Annotated in this window: 19 protein-coding genes and 1 pseudogene; 7 read left to right on the forward strand and 13 right to left on the reverse strand. The window is 42.7% G+C overall.

From position 1 onward, the window contains the following. Window positions 1-196 precede the first annotated feature (196 nt). From N8M66_RS09495 to N8M66_RS03170, 4 genes and pseudogenes are all read right to left on the reverse strand, one after another. A pseudogene (locus N8M66_RS09495) lies at window positions 197-737 on the reverse strand (accessory Sec-dependent serine-rich glycoprotein adhesin); the annotation flags it as partial. A 565-nt stretch (window positions 738-1302) separates the two neighbouring features. After that, window positions 1303-1425 carry a hypothetical protein gene (locus N8M66_RS03160; RefSeq protein ID WP_261045598.1) on the reverse strand — a complete coding sequence of 41 codons (123 nt, stop codon included), beginning with the start codon at window positions 1423-1425 and terminating at the stop codon, window positions 1303-1305. Between the two features lie 10 nt (window positions 1426-1435). Beyond that, window positions 1436-2980, reverse strand: coding sequence for a peptide chain release factor 3 (locus N8M66_RS03165; protein ID WP_261045599.1), 1545 nt, complete (start codon window positions 2978-2980; stop codon window positions 1436-1438). A 143-nt stretch (window positions 2981-3123) separates the two neighbouring features. Next, window positions 3124-3816: a TIGR02206 family membrane protein gene (locus tag N8M66_RS03170; RefSeq protein ID WP_261045601.1), complete on the reverse strand. Its 693-nt coding sequence runs from the start codon at window positions 3814-3816 to the stop codon at window positions 3124-3126. A gap of 164 nt (window positions 3817-3980) precedes the next feature. On the opposite strand from N8M66_RS03170, the gene gatC reads away from it, so the two are divergent. From gatC to nusB, 7 genes are all read left to right on the forward strand, one after another. Further along, window positions 3981-4283, forward strand: coding sequence for an Asp-tRNA(Asn)/Glu-tRNA(Gln) amidotransferase subunit GatC (gene gatC / locus N8M66_RS03175; protein ID WP_000705423.1), 303 nt, complete (start codon window positions 3981-3983; stop codon window positions 4281-4283). After that, window positions 4283-5749, forward strand: a complete 1467-nt coding sequence (gene gatA / locus N8M66_RS03180) for an Asp-tRNA(Asn)/Glu-tRNA(Gln) amidotransferase subunit GatA (RefSeq protein ID WP_261045603.1) — start codon at window positions 4283-4285, stop codon at window positions 5747-5749. The genes gatC and gatA overlap by 1 nt, the downstream gene beginning before the upstream one ends. After that, window positions 5749-7191, forward strand: a complete 1443-nt coding sequence (gene gatB, locus N8M66_RS03185) for an Asp-tRNA(Asn)/Glu-tRNA(Gln) amidotransferase subunit GatB (protein ID WP_261045604.1) — start codon at window positions 5749-5751, stop codon at window positions 7189-7191. The genes gatA and gatB overlap by 1 nt, the downstream gene beginning before the upstream one ends. A 125-nt stretch (window positions 7192-7316) precedes the next feature. Continuing rightward, window positions 7317-8360 carry a 2,3-butanediol dehydrogenase gene (locus N8M66_RS03190; RefSeq protein WP_261045607.1) on the forward strand — a complete coding sequence of 348 codons (1044 nt, stop codon included), beginning with the start codon at window positions 7317-7319 and terminating at the stop codon, window positions 8358-8360. A 224-nt stretch (window positions 8361-8584) separates the two neighbouring features. Further along, window positions 8585-9145 carry an elongation factor P gene (gene efp, locus N8M66_RS03195; protein WP_000568643.1) on the forward strand — a complete coding sequence of 187 codons (561 nt, stop codon included), beginning with the start codon at window positions 8585-8587 and terminating at the stop codon, window positions 9143-9145. 21 nt (window positions 9146-9166) lie between these two features. Continuing rightward, on the forward strand, window positions 9167-9556 hold the full coding sequence (locus N8M66_RS03200) for an Asp23/Gls24 family envelope stress response protein (protein ID WP_070528853.1): 390 nt from the start codon (window positions 9167-9169) through the stop codon (window positions 9554-9556). Continuing rightward, the gene (gene nusB / locus N8M66_RS03205; RefSeq protein WP_261045608.1) at window positions 9549-9974 is read left to right on the forward strand and encodes a transcription antitermination factor NusB; all 426 of its coding nucleotides are present in this window, start codon (window positions 9549-9551) and stop codon (window positions 9972-9974) included. Before N8M66_RS03200 ends, nusB begins: the two co-directional genes overlap by 8 nt. A gap of 113 nt (window positions 9975-10087) precedes the next feature. On the opposite strand, the gene N8M66_RS03210 is transcribed toward nusB, so the two are convergent. From N8M66_RS03210 to fabK, 9 genes are read right to left on the reverse strand one after another with little or no spacing between them, the layout of a single operon-like run. Then, entirely contained in the window at window positions 10088-10855 is a 768-nt protein-coding gene (locus tag N8M66_RS03210) for an acetyl-CoA carboxylase carboxyl transferase subunit alpha (RefSeq protein WP_261045609.1), read from the reverse strand. Next, window positions 10852-11718 (reverse strand): acetyl-CoA carboxylase, carboxyltransferase subunit beta, encoded by an 867-nt coding sequence (accD, locus tag N8M66_RS03215; RefSeq protein ID WP_261045610.1) that lies wholly within the window; start codon window positions 11716-11718, stop codon window positions 10852-10854. The genes N8M66_RS03210 and accD overlap by 4 nt, the downstream gene beginning before the upstream one ends. 35 nt (window positions 11719-11753) lie before the next feature. Beyond that, window positions 11754-13121, reverse strand: a complete 1368-nt coding sequence (locus tag N8M66_RS03220; RefSeq protein ID WP_261045611.1) for an acetyl-CoA carboxylase biotin carboxylase subunit — start codon at window positions 13119-13121, stop codon at window positions 11754-11756. Window positions 13122-13132: 11 nt separating this feature from the next. After that, window positions 13133-13555 carry a 3-hydroxyacyl-ACP dehydratase FabZ gene (gene fabZ / locus N8M66_RS03225; protein WP_261045612.1) on the reverse strand — a complete coding sequence of 141 codons (423 nt, stop codon included), beginning with the start codon at window positions 13553-13555 and terminating at the stop codon, window positions 13133-13135. Then, window positions 13552-14037: an acetyl-CoA carboxylase biotin carboxyl carrier protein gene (accB, locus tag N8M66_RS03230; RefSeq protein ID WP_261045614.1), complete on the reverse strand. Its 486-nt coding sequence runs from the start codon at window positions 14035-14037 to the stop codon at window positions 13552-13554. The genes fabZ and accB overlap by 4 nt, the downstream gene beginning before the upstream one ends. 2 nt (window positions 14038-14039) lie before the next feature. Further along, the gene (gene fabF / locus N8M66_RS03235; RefSeq protein WP_261045616.1) at window positions 14040-15275 is read right to left on the reverse strand and encodes a beta-ketoacyl-ACP synthase II; all 1236 of its coding nucleotides are present in this window, start codon (window positions 15273-15275) and stop codon (window positions 14040-14042) included. Between the two features lie 21 nt (window positions 15276-15296). Further along, window positions 15297-16028 carry a 3-oxoacyl-[acyl-carrier-protein] reductase gene (fabG, locus tag N8M66_RS03240; protein ID WP_261045618.1) on the reverse strand — a complete coding sequence of 244 codons (732 nt, stop codon included), beginning with the start codon at window positions 16026-16028 and terminating at the stop codon, window positions 15297-15299. A gap of 43 nt (window positions 16029-16071) precedes the next feature. After that, window positions 16072-16992, reverse strand: coding sequence for an ACP S-malonyltransferase (gene fabD / locus N8M66_RS03245; RefSeq protein WP_261045620.1), 921 nt, complete (start codon window positions 16990-16992; stop codon window positions 16072-16074). Then, complete coding sequence (gene fabK / locus N8M66_RS03250) at window positions 16985-17959, reverse strand: enoyl-[acyl-carrier-protein] reductase FabK (protein WP_261045622.1); 975 nt, start codon at window positions 17957-17959, stop codon at window positions 16985-16987. Before fabK ends, fabD begins: the two co-directional genes overlap by 8 nt. Window positions 17960-18031: the final 72 nt, after the last annotated feature.

Here is an 18031-nt window from a genome sequence, read left to right on the forward strand (position 1 = left end):
AGACTGGTAACATCTGCAGTTGATTTCACAGTCTTCGATTCAATGGTTGCAGGTTTCAAAACTGCAGAATCAATTTGAGCAGGTTTCACTTCACTTTGAACTGTGGCATTCTGTTTTACTGGAGTTTCAGCAGTTGTTTTTTCCTCAGCTACGCCAGTGGAAGTTGAAGAACTACTTGTTTGACTAGCAGATTGGCTCACACTCGTTGAAGCGCTGATTGAAGTGCTAGTTGAAGTACTCGCTGAAACACTACCTGACACACTTGATGATGTACTTGCAGAAACGCTTGCTGATGAACTCTGTGATACCGATTCTGAAATTGATGTACTTTCACTCACAGAAGCTGACAAACTAGTTGAACTCGCTGAATTACTTGTAGATGTCGTACCTAGAACGACTGTATCATTTGTTGCCAAAGCATCCGTTTTCTCTACAGTTTTTTCAAGTACTGCTGACTCATTTGCAAATACCTTCGTTTGAGTTGCAACGGTTCCACCTAAAACAGCACCAGTAGCAGCCAATCCTCTAATGATATCTAGCCCAGTAATTGAATGATTTACTTTATCTTCTACCGTTTCGGTCATAACCTGAGTAGTATCAACACCACCACGCATGACCTTAAACAAACCAAAGAGAGAGGTTGATGCACGCAACCAATGCTTCCCTGATTTAATTAGTTTATACCGTGTCACACGGTCAGTTTCTCTATACTTACCATTCTGACGTCTAAAAAACATGTTTTATCCTTTCATTCCATACCAAAGAGTGCACTCTGGCCCATTTAATCATACCCTCAAATTATACTTTAAATGCAAACGCTTGTCAAGATTTTTAATATATTTTTTATATGATATGATATTTAAAAGTTCTTTACATATCTAACATTCAATTTTTTTCACAAAATATTTAGTATATGTAAAAATAAATGTCCAAATCATTATATTCAATATTTTAATGAAAATGTGCAATATTAGTGCTTAAAAGTGCAAAAAAAACATAAATAATTTGATTTCTATTTATCAAAACAAAAAAACTCATGGACAAATAATATCCATGAGCTATGACGAGTTAGTGAGGTTCGTAGCTCGGGCAATTTCTATCTATTACGACGTAAAGTTTTACGAATCGATAATATTCGTAAAACTTTACTAGTGGAGCGCCTAGCCAAGTTCCATAGAAACTTGGCGTTAGTTACTTAGATTGTTACACAATCAAGTATATTTACTGAACTACGACACGGAGTTTGACAAATCGATTTTATTTGCCAAACGTAGTTAGTAAGGCAGTTAGCTAGACTACTTCCTACCAGTTACGACGGAAAAATCCACGAATCAATAATATTCGTGGATTTTTCCTAGTGAAGCGTTTAGGTAAGCCGCCATAGCGGTTACCGTCAAATGACAGCAACTTTATGTTGCTAGTCATTTGTAACAATTTACATCTTCTCTTCCAACTCTACATCTGGATACTTATCCGCAAACCAGCGGAGGGCAAAGTCATTTTCAAAGAGGAAGACTGGTTGATCAAAACGGTCTTTGGCCAAGATATTGCGGCTTGAGGACATCCGTTCATCCAAATCCTCAGGCTTGATCCAACGAACGGTCTTTTTACCCATTGGGCTCATGACCACTTCCGCATTGTACTCTCCTTCCATACGGTGCTTAAAGACTTCAAACTGAAGTTGCCCCACAGCCCCTAGCATGTACTCACCTGTTTGGTAATTCTTATAAAGCTGAATGGCTCCCTCTTGCACCAATTGCTCAATCCCCTTGTGGAAAGATTTCTGCTTCATGACGTTCTTAGCAGAAACTTTCATGAAAATCTCTGGTGTAAAGGTTGGCAGTGGTTCAAATTCAAACTTGTTTTTTCCAACTGTCAAAGTATCCCCAACCTGATAAGTACCAGTATCGTAAACCCCAATAATATCTCCTGCCACGGCATTGGTCACATTCTCACGACTTTCTGCCATAAACTGAGTCACATTCGACAGTTTAGCTCCCTTACCAGTACGAGGCAGATTGACACTCATCCCACGCTCAAATTCACCTGATACGATACGGACAAAGGCAATACGGTCACGGTGACGAGGGTCCATGTTGGCTTGGATTTTAAAGACAAATCCTGAGAAATCCTTATCATAAGGATCAACGATTTCTCCATCTATTTTCTTGTGACCATGTGGTTCTGGAGCAAACTTAAGGAAAGTTTCAAGGAAGGTCTGCACACCAAAGTTTGTCAGGGCTGAACCGAAGAAGACAGGCGTCAATTCTCCAGCCAGAATAGCTTCCTCTGAAAACTCATTCCCAGCTTCATTTAAAAGCTCAATGTCATCTTTGACTTGCTCGTAGAAAGGATTACTGCCAAAAAGCTTGTCCCCATCTTCAAGACTAGCAAAACGTTCATCCCCTTTATAGAGCTCCAAGCGTTGGTTATAGAGGTCATACAAACCCTCAAAGGCTTTCCCCATCCCGATTGGCCAGTTCATCGGATAGCTCGCAATGCCCAAGACTTCTTCCAATTCTTGCAAGAGGTCCAGTGGTTCACGACCGTCACGGTCTAGCTTGTTCATAAAGGTAAAGACTGGAATGCCACGGTGTTTGACAACCTCAAACAATTTCTTGGTTTGAGCCTCGATACCCTTGGCAGAGTCCACAACCATGACCGCAGCATCCACCGCCATCAAGGTACGATAGGTATCTTCTGAGAAGTCCTCGTGCCCCGGCGTGTCGAGGATATTCACGCGCTTTCCATCGTAGTCAAACTGCATAACAGATGAAGTAACGGAAATCCCACGTTGTTTCTCGATATCCATCCAGTCAGACTTGGCAAACGTCCCTGTTTTCTTCCCTTTTACGGTACCAGCATCACGAATCTCTCCCCCAAAGTAAAGCAACTGCTCCGTAATGGTAGTTTTCCCCGCGTCCGGGTGAGAAATGATGGCAAAGGTACGACGTTTCTTAATTTCTTCTTGAATATTCATAAGTTCTCTTTCTTTGATTCTCTATTTTTCTTGTTTCAATAGCTAAGAATGATTTTTACATTGGATTTTACCATTCCTTTCAACACTCCATTATATCGGATTTTGAGTAGTTTTTCAATTGCTCATCCGATGAAAAAAGTTAGCTAGAGCACTGATTTCACCTGCTTTCTCTTTTTCCACCGTTTTTTAAACAAGATATCAAAAAGAACTAGAGCCAGTGAAAGGATGACGGACACAAGTAGGTACTTTAGCCACAGGGGGGCATCAGGAATAAAAGGTGTCTTATTTAACAAGCCATAATTCCCACCAGTCACCTGATTAACCCCAACTAGAAAGAGATTGAGGATAAAGGTATAGACTACAATCATATATTTCTTGAGTAGGCTCTTGTCATAGTGATTCATCAAGTAGACCAAGGAATTCACTAGAAGGGCATAGTGCCCAATCAAAAATGAAAAACTGGTAATATGGGGGAAGTCATAGGGGTCAAAAACTGGGTAAACCAGTGCAAAGACAGCTCCACTTGCTCCTAAGAGGGCAAAGTACTGCTTGCTTTTCCATTTATCAGGCAAGAAAACCACAGCAAACATAGCTAAACGGCAATGATAAAATGGAAGGCTATTAGAAAAGGGAATCCCAAAACCAACATACCAACTATAGAGTGCTAGCAACTGGAGGAACTGAATCCCCTTAAACAAGTATACAAATTTCGGATTTTTGTGATAAGCAAGTGCCCCATAAATACAAAGCATTAATACCAGCATCATAACCCCATACCAAAAAAGTGAAATGGGAGGAGGGACTGTCTGAGTTCTGGTGATAAATTGATGGAACATGTTTCTATCCTAACTCTTATTTTTTCTTTTTCTAGTTTAACTATTATAGCGAATTAAAAACGATTTTTCAATTTCTATTTCTTTTCAGTTTGGCTCCCTTATTTATAGGAAAATATGGTAAAATAGAACAGACTAAAAATCATCATTTCACGAAAGGATGCAAGATGAAAATTACGCAAGAAGAGGTAACACACGTTGCCAATCTTTCAAAATTAAGATTCTCTGAAGAAGAAACTGCTGCCTTTGCGACCACCTTGTCTAAGATTGTTGACATGGTTGAATTGCTGGGCGAAGTCGACACAACTGGTGTCGCACCTACTACGACTATGGCTGACCGCAAGACTGTACTCCGCCCTGATGTGGCCGAAGAAGGAACAGACCGTAATCGCTTGTTTAAAAACGTACCTGAAAAAGACAACTACTATATCAAGGTACCAGCTATCCTAGACGATGGAGGAGATGCCTAATGACTTTCAACAATAAAACCATTGAAGACTTGCACAATCTCCTTGTCTCTAAGGAAATTTCTGCAACTGAATTGACCCAAGCAACACTTGAAGATATCAAGTCTCGCGAAACAGCTATCAACGCTTTTGTCACCATCGCTGAAGAGCAGGCTCTTGCTCAAGCCAAAGCCATTGATGAAGCTGGAATTGACGCGGATAATGTCCTTTCAGGAATTCCACTGGCAGTTAAGGATAACATCTCTACTGACGGTATTCTCACAACTGCTGCCTCAAAAATGCTCTATAACTACGAGCCAATTTTTGATGCGACAGCCGTTGCCAATGCAAAAGCGAAAGGCATGATTGTCGTAGGGAAAACTAACATGGACGAGTTTGCCATGGGTGGTTCAGGTGAGACTTCGCACTATGGTGCCACTAAAAATGCTTGGGATCAAAGCAAGGTTCCTGGTGGCTCATCAAGTGGTTCAGCTGCAGCTGTAGCTTCAGGCCAAGTTCGCTTGTCACTTGGTTCTGATACTGGTGGTTCTATCCGCCAACCTGCTGCCTTCAACGGGATTGTTGGTCTCAAACCAACCTACGGAACAGTTTCTCGTTTCGGTCTCATTGCCTTCGGTAGCTCATTAGACCAGATCGGACCTTTTGCGCCAACTGTTAAGGAAAATGCCCTCTTGCTCAACGCTATTGCCAGCGAAGATGCCAAAGACTCTACTTCTGCTCCTGTCCGCATTGCCGACTTTACTTCAAAAATCGGTCAAGACATCAAGGGCATGAAAATTGCTTTGCCTAAGGAATACCTTGGTGAAGGAATTGACCCAGAGGTTAAGGAAACTATCCTGAACGCAGCCAAACACTTTGAAAAACTCGGTGCTATCGTTGAAGAAGTCAGTCTGCCTCACTCTAAATACGGGGTTGCCGTTTACTATATTATCGCTTCATCAGAAGCTTCATCAAACTTGCAACGCTTTGACGGTATCCGTTACGGCTACCGCGCAGAGGATGCGACGAATCTTGACGAAATCTATGTAAACAGCCGTAGCCAAGGTTTCGGTGAAGAGGTGAAACGCCGTATCATGCTAGGTACTTTCAGCCTCTCATCAGGTTACTACGATGCCTACTACAAGAAAGCTGGGCAGGTCCGTACCCTCATCATCCAAGATTTTGAGAAAGTCTTTGCGGATTATGACTTAATTTTGGGACCAACTGCTCCAAGTGTTGCCTATGACTTGGATTCACTCAACCATGACCCAGTTGCCATGTACTTGGCTGACCTCTTGACCATCCCAGTCAACTTGGCAGGTCTCCCAGGGATTTCGATTCCTGCTGGATTCTCTCAAGGTCTACCTGTTGGTCTGCAATTGATTGGTCCTAAATACTCAGAAGAAACCATTTACCAAGCTGCTGCTGCATTTGAAGCAACAACAGACTACCACAAACAACAACCCGTGATTTTTGGAGGTGACAACTAATGAACTTTGAAACAGTCATTGGACTTGAAGTCCACGTAGAGCTCAACACCAATTCAAAAATCTTCTCACCTACTTCTGCCCACTTTGGAAATGACCAAAATGCCAACACTAACGTGATTGACTGGTCCTTCCCAGGAGTTCTGCCAGTTCTCAATAAAGGTGTTGTCGATGCCGGTATCAAGGCAGCTCTTGCCCTCAATATGGACATCCACAAAAAGATGCACTTCGACCGCAAAAACTACTTCTACCCTGATAATCCCAAAGCCTACCAAATTTCTCAGTTTGATGAGCCAATCGGCTACAACGGCTGGATTGAAGTGGAGCTAGAAGACGGTACAACTAAGAAAATCGGTATCGAACGTGCTCACTTGGAAGAAGATGCTGGTAAAAACACCCACGGTACAGATGGCTACTCTTATGTTGACCTCAACCGCCAAGGGGTGCCATTGATTGAGATTGTATCTGAAGCTGACATGCGCTCGCCAGAAGAAGCCTATGCTTATCTGACTGCTCTCAAGGAAGTCATCCAGTACGCTGGCATTTCTGACGTTAAGATGGAAGAAGGTTCGATGCGTGTGGATGCCAACATTTCTCTTCGTCCTTATGGTCAAGAAAAATTCGGTACCAAGACTGAGTTGAAGAACCTCAATTCCTTCTCAAACGTTCGTAAAGGTCTTGAATATGAAGTCCAACGTCAGGCTGAAATCCTTCGCTCAGGTGGTCAAATCCGCCAAGAAACACGCCGTTACGATGAAGCTAACAAAGCAACCATCCTCATGCGTGTCAAGGAAGGTGCTGCAGACTACCGCTACTTCCCAGAACCAGATCTACCCCTCTTTGAAATCTCAGAAGAATGGATTGAAGAAATGCGTACTGAACTGCCAGAATTTCCAAAAGAACGCCGTGCACGCTACGTCTCCGACCTTGGCTTGTCAGACTACGACGCTAGCCAGTTGACTGCAAACAAAGTCACTTCTGACTTCTTTGAAAAAGCTGTTGCCCTAGGTGGTGATGCCAAACAAGTCTCTAACTGGCTCCAAGGTGAAGTCGCTCAGTTCTTAAACGCTGAAGGCAAGACACTCGAACAAATCGAATTAACACCAGAAAACTTGGTAGAAATGATTGCCATCATCGAAGACGGCACGATCTCTTCTAAGATTGCCAAGAAAGTCTTTGTCCACCTAGCTAAAAATGGCGGTGGCGCGCGTGAATACGTGGAAAAAGCAGGCATGGTGCAAATCTCAGATCCAGAAATCTTGATCCCAATCATCCACCAAGTCTTTGCGGATAATGAAGCAGCCGTTGCCGACTTCAAGTCAGGCAAACGCAACGCAGACAAGGCCTTCACAGGATTCCTTATGAAGGCAACCAAAGGCCAAGCCAACCCACAAGTCGCCCTTAAACTCCTTGCCCAAGAATTGGCCAAGTTGAAAGAAGACTAATATGTCAAAGAAACCAGCCCTGAGGTTGGTTTTTTCTTGACAAATACATAGAAAGCGTTTGCAATATTACATGTAAAGTTTCCTAAAAGGAAAAATAAAAATCGCAACAATAAGGAGTTATTCATATGGCTACAATGAAAGCAGCTCGCTGGCATGCAGCGAAAGATGTTCGTATTCAAGAAGTAGAAGTTCCTGAAGTACTTCCGCACCAAGTAAAAGTTGCAGTTAAGTTCACAGGAATTTGTGGTACTGACCTCCACGAATTTTTAGATGGGCCTATCTTTATCCCAACAGATGAGCACGTCTATTCTGGTCAAAAAGCACCGGTAACACTGGGACATGAATTTTCTGGTGAAATCGTAGAAGTTGGAAGTGATGTTACTCGTGTGAAAGTTGGTGATCGTGTTGCTGTAGAACCAATTCTAGCTAAGAATAACTTAGTTGGTAATTATAATTTGGATCCAAACCTTAATTTTGTCGGTTTGGCTGCAGACGGTGGATTTGCCAAATATTGTGTTTTAGACGGTGACTTAGTACATGTCATTCCAGATAGCTTAAGCTATGAGCAAGCTGCTCTCACTGAGCCAGCTGCTGTTGCAGTTTATGCAGTTCGTCAATCAGCACTAAAAGCCGGTGATACTGCTGCTGTCTTTGGCTTAGGTCCGATTGGTCTCTTAATTGTAGAAGCTCTTCGTGCAGCGGGTGCTTCTAAGATTTATGCTGTTGAACTATCACCTGAACGTCAAGCAAAAGCTGAAGAGTTAGGAGCTATCGTTGTCCGTCCGGAAGAAGGTGAAACAGCTGTTGAAGCTATTCATCGTTTAACAAACGGTGGTGTAGATGTTTCTTATGAAGTAACGGGTGTACCAGTAGTTTTGGGACAGGCTCTAGCTGCTGTACATAAGGCAGGTGAGTGTATGGTTGTCTCTATCTGGGAACGAGAAGCTAATATCAATCCAAATGAATTTGCTATCCAAGAAAAGACACTAAAAGGAATCATAGCTTATCGTCACATCTTCCCTAAAGTATTAGATTTGATGGAACAAGGCTACTTCTCTGCTGAAAAATTGGTTACTAAGAAAATTAAATTGGAAAATATCGTGGAAGAAGGCTTTATCGAATTAACTCAAGACAAGTCACAAATCAAGATTTTGGTAGAACCAGAATAAAAAATCAATCTTTTTAAGACAATACAATCAGGTCGAAGCTAGGTCACTTCGGCCTTTTGAATATAATAAAAAACATGGTGGATGCTCTTTCACATCAAGCACGCCACCTGACTAGGCAATATTCTTTTTCTCCCCTACCATCTCCCAATAACTATTTTGGCTTTATTTCCAGAAGATTTTATGGTAAAATGAAGAGTAATAATATTTGTTAAAGAGGTAAAAACATGATTGAAGCAAGCAAATTGAAAGCTGGTATGACATTTGAAACTGCAGACGGAAAATTAATCCGCGTTTTGGAAGCTAGCCACCACAAACCAGGTAAAGGAAACACGATCATGCGTATGAAATTGCGTGATGTCCGTACTGGTTCTACTTTTGACACAAGCTACCGTCCAGAAGAAAAATTCGAACAAGCTATTATCGAAACTGTGCCAGCTCAATATTTGTACAAAATGGATGAAACTGCCTACTTCATGAACACTGAAACTTACGACCAATACGAAATCCCAGTCGTAAACGTTGAAAATGAATTGCTTTACATCCTTGAAAACTCTGATGTGAAAATCCAATTCTACGGAACTGAAGTAATCGGTGTAACTGTACCAACTACTGTTGAATTGACAGTTGCTGAAACACAACCATCTATCAAAGGTGCTACTGTTACAGGTTCTGGTAAACCAGCGACTATGGAAACTGGACTTGTTGTCAACGTTCCTGACTTCATCGAAGCTGGACAAAAATTGATCATCAACACTGCAGAAGGAACTTACGTTTCTCGTGCCTAATCTCTAGAAAGAGGTCATTCTATGGGAACTGAAGAACAATTTGGCGAAATCGTTATCGCTCCACGTGTACTTGAAAAAATCATTGCCATCGCAACTGCTAAAGTTGATGGTGTCCATTCATTTTCAAATAAATCCGTATCTGATACCCTATCAAAACTCTCTCTTGGTCGTGGCGTCTACTTAAAAGAAAGCAACGAAGAACTAACTGCTGACATCTATCTCTACCTAGAGTACGGTGTAAAAGTACCAAAAGTGGCTCTTGCTATTCAAAAAGCGGTCAAAGATGCTGTCCGTGATATGGCTGATGTGGAACTTGCTGCTGTTAACATCCATGTTGCAGGAATCGTTCCAGACAAAACACCAAAACCTGAGTTGAAAGATCTATTTAACGAGGACTTCCTCAATGACTAGTCCATTATTAGAATCTAGACGCGAACTTCGTAAATGCGCTTTTCAAGCTCTTATGAGTCTTGAATTCGGCACAGATATGGAAACAGCTTGTCGCTTTGCCTACACACATGACCGTGAAGATGTAGATGTGCAAATTCCTGCCTTTCTTCTGAACTTGGTTTCTGGCGTTCAAGCTCAAAAAGACGAGTTGGATAAACAAATCAATCAGCATCTCAAGTCAGGTTGGACAGTTGAACGCTTGACCTTGGTCGAAAAAAATTTACTACGCTTGGGTATCTTTGAAATCACATCATTTGATACACCTCAGCTGGTAGCAGTCAATGAAGCTATTGAACTTGCTAAGAATTTTTCAGATCAAAAATCAGCCCGTTTTATCAATGGACTGCTTAGTCAATTTGTAACTGAAGAAAATGAATAATCGAAAAGGTGTTTGGTTTTCCAAGCACCTTTTACTCCGTCCTTGATACAGAGTAAGAACCACATAAAAACTAGAACTGACTGCCAGTTCTAGTTTTTATGTATTCTGAGGTATTAGTATTTTCTAAATCGTTGGTAACGCTCTTCCAACAACGCTTCTAACGGTTTTTGCGAAAGTCTAGCTAGCTCAGCTTGAAGTTCTTTTTTAACATTCTTAATCAGTTCTTTACTAGAAAGCCCTGCTTCAGAAATCACCTTATCTACCACGTCCATTTCTAACAGCTCATGAGAAGTGATTTTCATCAGTTCTGCCGCTTCCATGGCACGACTGCCGTCCTTCCATAGAATGGAAGCAAAGCCTTCTGGGCTGAGAATAGCATAGATAGAATTTTCCAGCATCCAGACACGGTCTGCGACTGCCAGAGCCAGAGCTCCACCTGAACCACCTTCACCGATAATGATGGCGATAATCGGAACTTTCAGGTCACTCATTTCCATGAGATTGCGAGCAATAGCTTCCCCTTGACCGCGTTCTTCCGCACCGACACCAGGATAGGCACCTGCAGTATTGATAAAGGTCACCACTGGACGGCCAAACTTTTCAGCCTGTTTCATCAAACGCAAGGCCTTGCGGTAGCCTTCTGGATGCGGTTGTCCAAAATTCCGTTTGAGGTTGTCTTGTAAACTCTTGCCTTTTTGAATACCAACCACTGTTACAGCTTGATCTCCAAGCCAGCCGATACCACCAACAACTGCACCATCATCGCGAAAAGAACGGTCACCATGTAATTGGATAAATTCATCAAAAATGCCTGTCGCAAAGTCCAAGGTTGTCAAACGGCTCTGCTCACGCGCTTCTCTGACTATTTTTGCAATATTCATCTAGGACTCCCTCCGTGCAATCTGACTAGGCTAGCAATGGTATCTGGCAAGTCTCTTCTTTTAACGATAGCATCCACAAAGCCATGTTCTAATAGGAATTCTGCCTTTTGGAAATCATCAGGCAAGCTTTCACGAACCGTATTTTCAATGACACGACGCCCAGCAAAACCAACCAAACTTTGTGGTTCAGCCAGAATGATATCGCCTTCCATAGCGAAAGAAGCTGTCACACCACCAGTCGTTGGATCTGTCAAAATGGTCAAGTAAAAGAGGCCAGCATTTGAATGACGTTTAACCGCTGCAGAAATCTTAGCCATCTGCATGAGACTCATGATTCCTTCCTGCATACGGGCGCCACCAGAGGCTGTGAAGAGAACAACTGGCAATTTTTCGACAGTCGCATACTCAAACAAACGAGTGATTTTTTCACCTACAACCGTACCCATAGAAGCCATGATAAAGTTGGAATCCATAATCCCAAGAGCCACAGTCTGACCTTTAATAAGAGCTGTTCCTGTCACAACGGCTTCATCCAGACCTGTTTTTTCCCGCATGGTTGCTAGTTTCTTTTGGTAACCAGGGAAATGCAAGGGATCCTTGCTTTCAATCCCTGTAAACAATTCTTTGAAAGTCCCCATATCAATCGTCAAAGCCAAGCGTTCTTGGGCAGAAATACGAAAGGTATAGCTACAATGTGGACAGATACGTTCACTTCCCAGATCCTTCTGGTAGATGGTATGCTTACAGCCCGGACACTGGGAAAATAATTCATCTGGAACCTCTGGCTTAGCTTGAGGTTTTTCCCTAACCGAACGATTGGGATTGATTCGAATATACTTATCTTTTTTACTAAATAGAGCCATTGATTCCCCTTTTCGGTTTAACTCTTGAAGTCATTTTATTCTTTTTCTTGATATTTGGGTAAGAAGGTTTCCATCAAGAAGGAAGTATCATAATCTCCAGCAATGACATTGCGATCTGAAATAAGGTCAAGCTGGAAATCAGCATTGGTCTGCACCCCTTCAATTTCTAATTCATAGAGGGCACGTTGCATTTTCATCAAGGCATCAAAACGATTTTCGCCGTGAACGATGATTTTAGCAATCATACTATCATAATAAGGAGGAATGGTATAACCTGGATAAACTGCTGAATCCACGCGCAAGCCAACTCCACCACTTGGCAGATAGAGATTGGTAATCTTACCTGGACTTGGAGCAAAGTTGAAGGCTGGATTTTCTGCATTGATACGACACTCGATAGCATGGCCGTGTAGGACAATATCTTCTTGCTTAACAGACAGAGGCTGACCTGCCGCAATGCGAATCTGTTCCTTAACGATATCAACACCTGACACAAACTCTGTAACGGGATGTTCCACCTGAACACGAGTATTCATTTCCATGAAATAGAAATTACCACTGGCTTCATCAAGAAGGAACTCGATGGTCCCTGCATTCTCATAGCCCACAGACTCTGCAGCTCGAACAGCCGCAGCACCAATTTTATGGCGCAACGTTTTTCCGATTGCAATCGAAGGGCTTTCTTCTAAAACCTTTTGATTATTCCGTTGAAGAGAACAATCCCGTTCCCCCAAGTGAATCACATTTCCGTGTTCATCTCCTAGGATTTGAACCTCGATGTGACGAGCTGGATAGATAACCCGTTCTATGTACATAGCACCATTGCCATAATTGGCCTTGGCTTCACTAGACGCAGTTTCAAAGGCAGAAACGAGGTCTTCTGGTTTTTCAACCTTACGAATCCCTTTACCACCACCACCTGCTGAAGCCTTGAGCATAACTGGATAGCCAATTTTTTCGGCAACAATCAAAGCTTCCTCAGAGTTATGCACTTCTCCATCCGAACCTGGAATAACAGGCACACCTGCTTTGATCATCTGAGCACGTGCATTGATCTTGTCCCCCATCATATCCATGACATGACCAGATGGACCGATAAACTTGATACCCACCTCTTCACACATAGTTGCAAATTTGGAGTTTTCACTGAGAAATCCAAAACCTGGGTGAATAGCTTCTGCCTCAGTCAAGACTGCAGCTGATAGAACCGCGTTAATATTGAGATAAGACTCAGTTGCCTTACCAGGGCCGATACAAACCGCTTCATCTGCTAAAAGCGTATGAAGGGCTTCCTTATCAGCAGTTGAATAAACCGCCACCGTCGCAATCCCCAGTTCACGCGCCGCACGGATAATACGAACCGCAATTTCACCACGATTGGCAATTAAAATTTTTCGAAACATGGAGAACCTCCTTAGTTCCCTATTGCAAAGGTTAGAGTACCACTAGCTGCAAGCTTGCCATCCACTTCAGCCTTTGCTTCAACCACGGCAATGGTGCCACGACGTTTTACAAAAGTCGCTGTCATAACCAATTGGTCGCCTGGTACAACTTGCTTCTTGAACTTAACCTTGTCCATACCAGCGTAAAAGACTAGTTTCCCCTTATTTTCAGGCTTAGACAGCTCCAAAACACCAGCAGTTTGCGCCAAGGCTTCCATGATCAGAACACCTGGCATAACTGGATATTGAGGAAAATGGCCGTTAAAGAAAGGCTCGTTGATGGACACATTTTTGATGGCAACAATGGTATCCTCGCTCACTTCCAAGACACGGTCCACTAGGAGCATGGGATAACGGTGGGGCAGAGCTTCTTTGATTCCTTGAATATCGATCATTTGATACGTACCAATCCTTTACCAAACTCAACCATTTCTTCGTTCGAAACGAGAATTTCCGTTACCACACCATCCTTAGGAGCTGGGATTTCATTCATGACTTTCATGGCTTCGATAATCACCAATGTTTGTCCTTTTTTGACACTATCACCAACTGTAACAAAGGAAGGTTTATCTGGACCAGCAGCCAAGTAAGCCACCCCAACAAGCGGGCTCTCTACAAGATCTCCCTCAGCAGCCACACTTGCTTCAGCTGAAGCAGGAACTTCTTCCACTACAGTTTCTGTTGAAGCAGATGAAGGAGCTACTGGACTTGGTGTTGCTAGAACGGGCGCTGGAGCGACTGGAGATGCAACTTCAGACACCAGTCTCGCTTCATTCTTGCTAAACTGCAACTCATCCGTCCCATTTTTATAAGAAAATTCTCTCAAACTTGACTGGTCAAATTGGGCCATCAAGTCTTTAATATCGTTTAAATTCATACTTATTTATTCTCCCAACGTTTGAAAGCAAGAACGGCATTGTGGCCACCAAAACCAAAGGTATTTGAAATAGCGTATGGAATTTCTTGCTCCAAGCCTTGTCCATAAACGACATTGGCTTCGATATAATCTGATACTTCACTTGTTCCAGCTGTCATTGGTACAAAGTTATGACGCATGGCTTCGATTGTGACGATAGCTTCTACTGCACCTGCAGCTCCTAGCAAATGGCCCGTGAATGATTTGGTTGATGACACAGGTACTTCCTTACCAAGAACAGCTACGATAGCACCACTTTCTCCTTTTTCATTAGCAGGAGTTGAAGTTCCGTGAGCATTGACATAGGCTACTTGCTCTGGAGAAATCTCAGCTTCTTCCAAGGCTAGTTTGATGGCCTTGATAGCTCCCTGACCTTCTGGATGTGGTGAAGTCATGTGGTAGGCATCACAAGTATTTCCGTAACCAACCACTTCAGCAAGGATAGTAGCCCCACGTTTTTCAGCGTGTTCAAGACTTTCAAGAACCAACATTCCTGAACCTTCCCCCATAACAAAACCATTGCGATCCTTATCAAATGGAATGGAAGCACGACTTGGATCCTCTGTAGTTGATAGAGCAGTTAGGGCTTGGAAACCAGCGATAGCAAAAGGTGTGATAGAGGCTTCTGAACCGCCTACCAACATAACATCTTGGAAACCAAATTTAATTGAGCGGAAGGCATCCCCAATCGCGTCATTTGATGAAGCGCAGGCAGTATTGATGGATTTACAAACACCGTTTGCTCCAAAACGCATGGCAACATTTCCTGAAGCCATATTTGGCAAGGCTTTTGGAAGGGTCAATGGTTTCACGCGTTTTGGCCCTTTTTCATTGAGCCGAAGCACTTGATCTTCAATTTCCTTGATTCCACCAATACCAGAGGCAACGATAACACCAAAACGATCCTTGTCAATAGCCTCTACATCCAGATTGGCATGATTGACAGCCTCTTGGGCAGCATACAAGGCATATAAAGAATAGTTATCAAAACGATTGGTATCTTTCTTAACAAAGTATTTATCAAAAGGAAAATCTTGAATTTCTGCTGCATTATGCACATCAAAGTCACTATGATCAAATTTTGTAATTGGACCAATTCCGATTTTTCCAGTTGTCAAACTATTCCAAAATTCTTCTGGTGTATTTCCGATTGGAGATGTCACTCCATAACCTGTTACTACTACGCGATTTAGTTTCATCTTTTTTACCTCTAGCTTCTGCTACATACTGAGACCGCCATCAATGGCAACCACTTGACCAGTTAGATAATCTTGGCCTGCTAAAAATACTGTCAAATCTGCAACCTGCTCTGCCTGTCCAAATTCTTTCATAGGAATTTGCGCAAGCATGGCATCTTTTACCTTGTCTGATAGGACAGCTGTCATATCGGATTCAATCATTCCAGGTGCGATAGCATTGACCCTGATATTGCGATTGGCCACTTCACGCGCCACAGACTTGGTAAAACCAATCAAACCAGCCTTGGAAGCAGCATAGTTAGCTTGACCGATATTTCCCATCAAACCAACAACACTAGACATATTAATGATAGCACCTTCTCTGGCTTTCATCATCGGTTTCAAGACTGATTGTGTCATGTTAAAGGCACCAGTCAGGTTGACTTTGAGAACTTTTTCAAAATCTGCTTCTGTCATCTTGAGCATCAGGGTATCTTGGGTGATCCCTGCATTGTTAACCAAAACATCTACTGAACCCAGATCTGCAATAGCTTGCTCAACCATACGCTTAGCGTCTGCAAAATCGGATACATCTCCTGAAATAGGAACCACCTTGACACCATAGTCTGCAAACTCAGCTAGCAATTCTTCTGGGATAGCCCCACGACTGTTTAAGACAATATTGGCTCCTGCTTGAGCAAACTTGTGGGCAATGGCAAGACCAATTCCACGACTCGATCCTGTAATAAAGATATTCTTATTTTTTAGTTGCATTCTTTTCTCCTGTTTCCTCTTGTATTTATGGGAGAAGGGATTACTAGTTTTCTAGCAAGGCTTCCAAGCTCACCTGATCTTCGACATTGGCTAGTTTAGCTGTCTTAGCAATTTTTTTGACAAAGCCTGACAAGACTTTCCCCGGTCCAATCTCGATAAAGTTGGTTACGCCTGCTTCTTGCATAACTGCAATACTTTCATAGAAACGAACTGGTTCCTTGACCTGACGCGTCAAGAGTTGAGCAATGTCTTCTTTTTGCATCACGGTAGCTTCTGTATTGCCGACTAGGGGACAAGTAAAATCTGAAAAACATACTTGGGCTAGAGTTTCAGCTAGTTTCTGGCTAGCAGGCTCAAGGAGAGCGGTATGAAAAGGACCTGAAACCTTGAGAGGAATCAATCTTTTCGCGCCTGCTTCCTGCAAGAGTTCGACAGCTCGGTCAACTGCAACCACTTCTCCACCAATGACGATTTGTGCAGGTGTGTTATAGTTGGCTGGGGTAACCACTCCAAGTTCAGAAGCTTTTTGACAGGCTTCCTCAATGACCTCTACTGGCGTATTGAGAACTGCTACCATCTTGCCAGATCCAGCAGGAGCCGCTTCTTCCATATAGGCACCACGCTTAGCTACCAAGGCTACCGCATCTTCAAAATCCAAGGCGCCACTGGCCACCAAGGCAGAGTATTCTCCAAGAGACAAACCAGCAACCATATCAGGCTGATAGCCCTTTTCTTGCAATAAGCGGTAAATAGCAACCGAAGTCGCTAGAATGGCTGGTTGCGTATAGCGTGTCTGATTGAGTTTTTCTTCTTCTGTATCGATGAGATGACGCAAATCATAACCAAGAACCTGACTCGCTTGATCAATCGTTTCTTTGACAATCGGATACTGATCATAAAGGTCCCGTCCCATCCCTAAATACTGGGCACCTTGACCAGCAAATAAAAAGGCTGTTTTAGTCATTTCTTACAACTCCTGCCCAACGAGATGCTTCTTCTTGAATTTTCTTAGCAGCTCCATAGTATAAATCTTTTAGGATTTCTTCAACGGTTTCTTCTTTGGAAACAAGTCCTGCAATCTGACCTGCCATGACAGATCCGCCATCCACATCTCCGTGAACAACTGCTTTGGCTAGAGCACCCGCTCCCATTTGTTCAAAGATTTCTAAATCAGGATTTTCCTGTTTAAAGGCATCTTTCTCAGCTTTTTCAAAATCACGAGTCAATTGATTTTTAATAGCTCGAACAGCATGTCCAAAGTGTTGAGCTGAAATCGTAGTATCAATATCTCTAGCTTTTAAAATTTTCGCCTTGTAATTTGGATGGGCATTAGACTCTTTTGCAACGACAAAACGAGTTCCAACCTGAACAGCCTCTGCACCTAGCATAAAGCCAGCGGCAGCACCTTCTCCATCCGCAATCCCTCCTGCAGCAATAACAGGAATAGATACAGCGGCAGCTACCTGGCGCACCAAGGTCATAGTTGTTAATTTCCCAATATGTCCCCCAGCTTCCATTCCTTCTGCAATAACGGCGTCCGCACCGATTTTTTCCATGCGTCTAGCTAAAGCAACACTAGGTACAACGGGAATAACTGTAATGCCAGCAGCATGAAAGCGTTCCATGTACTTGCTTGGATTTCCTGCGCCTGTTGTAACTACTTTAACACCTTCCTCGATGACTAGATCCACAATATCTTCCACGAATGGAGACAAGAGCATGATGTTGACACCAAAAGGTTTATCCGTCAATGATTTGATTTTATCAATATTAGCCTTGACAACTTCTTTAGGGGCATTTCCCCCACCGATAATGCCTAGTCCTCCAGCCTTAGAAACAGCCCCTGCCAAATCACCATCAGCAACCCAAGCCATTCCTCCTTGGAAAATAGGATAATCAATGTTCAATAATTCTGTAATACGCGTTTTCATAGTGCCTCCATCAGTTCTTGCTTACGTAATAGTTCGATACTGTCATAATTTGAAAATCAAACTATTGCCTAA

It is taken from the genome of Streptococcus mitis (genome assembly GCF_946188585.1).
GTDB classification, from domain to species: Bacteria; Bacillota; Bacilli; order Lactobacillales; family Streptococcaceae; genus Streptococcus; species Streptococcus mitis_DG.

What these genes read in the sequence shown, in the direction of transcription:
- N8M66_RS03160 (WP_261045598.1), bottom strand. Translation starts at nt 1,425, where the DNA reads ATGACTAGCAACATAAAGTTGCTGTCATTTGACGGTAACCGCTATGGC.
- N8M66_RS03165 (WP_261045599.1), bottom strand. Translation starts at nt 2,980, where the DNA reads ATGAATATTCAAGAAGAAATTAAGAAACGTCGTACCTTTGCCATCATT.
- N8M66_RS03170 (WP_261045601.1), bottom strand. Translation starts at nt 3,816, where the DNA reads ATGTTCCATCAATTTATCACCAGAACTCAGACAGTCCCTCCTCCCATT.
- gatC (WP_000705423.1), top strand. Translation starts at nt 3,981, where the DNA reads ATGAAAATTACGCAAGAAGAGGTAACACACGTTGCCAATCTTTCAAAA.
- gatA (WP_261045603.1), top strand. Translation starts at nt 4,283, where the DNA reads ATGACTTTCAACAATAAAACCATTGAAGACTTGCACAATCTCCTTGTC.
- gatB (WP_261045604.1), top strand. Translation starts at nt 5,749, where the DNA reads ATGAACTTTGAAACAGTCATTGGACTTGAAGTCCACGTAGAGCTCAAC.
- N8M66_RS03190 (WP_261045607.1), top strand. Translation starts at nt 7,317, where the DNA reads ATGGCTACAATGAAAGCAGCTCGCTGGCATGCAGCGAAAGATGTTCGT.
- efp (WP_000568643.1), top strand. Translation starts at nt 8,585, where the DNA reads ATGATTGAAGCAAGCAAATTGAAAGCTGGTATGACATTTGAAACTGCA.
- N8M66_RS03200 (WP_070528853.1), top strand. Translation starts at nt 9,167, where the DNA reads ATGGGAACTGAAGAACAATTTGGCGAAATCGTTATCGCTCCACGTGTA.
- nusB (WP_261045608.1), top strand. Translation starts at nt 9,549, where the DNA reads ATGACTAGTCCATTATTAGAATCTAGACGCGAACTTCGTAAATGCGCT.
- N8M66_RS03210 (WP_261045609.1), bottom strand. Translation starts at nt 10,855, where the DNA reads ATGAATATTGCAAAAATAGTCAGAGAAGCGCGTGAGCAGAGCCGTTTG.
- accD (WP_261045610.1), bottom strand. Translation starts at nt 11,718, where the DNA reads ATGGCTCTATTTAGTAAAAAAGATAAGTATATTCGAATCAATCCCAAT.
- N8M66_RS03220 (WP_261045611.1), bottom strand. Translation starts at nt 13,121, where the DNA reads ATGTTTCGAAAAATTTTAATTGCCAATCGTGGTGAAATTGCGGTTCGT.
- fabZ (WP_261045612.1), bottom strand. Translation starts at nt 13,555, where the DNA reads ATGATCGATATTCAAGGAATCAAAGAAGCTCTGCCCCACCGTTATCCC.
- accB (WP_261045614.1), bottom strand. Translation starts at nt 14,037, where the DNA reads ATGAATTTAAACGATATTAAAGACTTGATGGCCCAATTTGACCAGTCA.
- fabF (WP_261045616.1), bottom strand. Translation starts at nt 15,275, where the DNA reads ATGAAACTAAATCGCGTAGTAGTAACAGGTTATGGAGTGACATCTCCA.
- fabG (WP_261045618.1), bottom strand. Translation starts at nt 16,028, where the DNA reads ATGCAACTAAAAAATAAGAATATCTTTATTACAGGATCGAGTCGTGGA.
- fabD (WP_261045620.1), bottom strand. Translation starts at nt 16,992, where the DNA reads ATGACTAAAACAGCCTTTTTATTTGCTGGTCAAGGTGCCCAGTATTTA.
- fabK (WP_261045622.1), bottom strand. Translation starts at nt 17,959, where the DNA reads ATGAAAACGCGTATTACAGAATTATTGAACATTGATTATCCTATTTTC.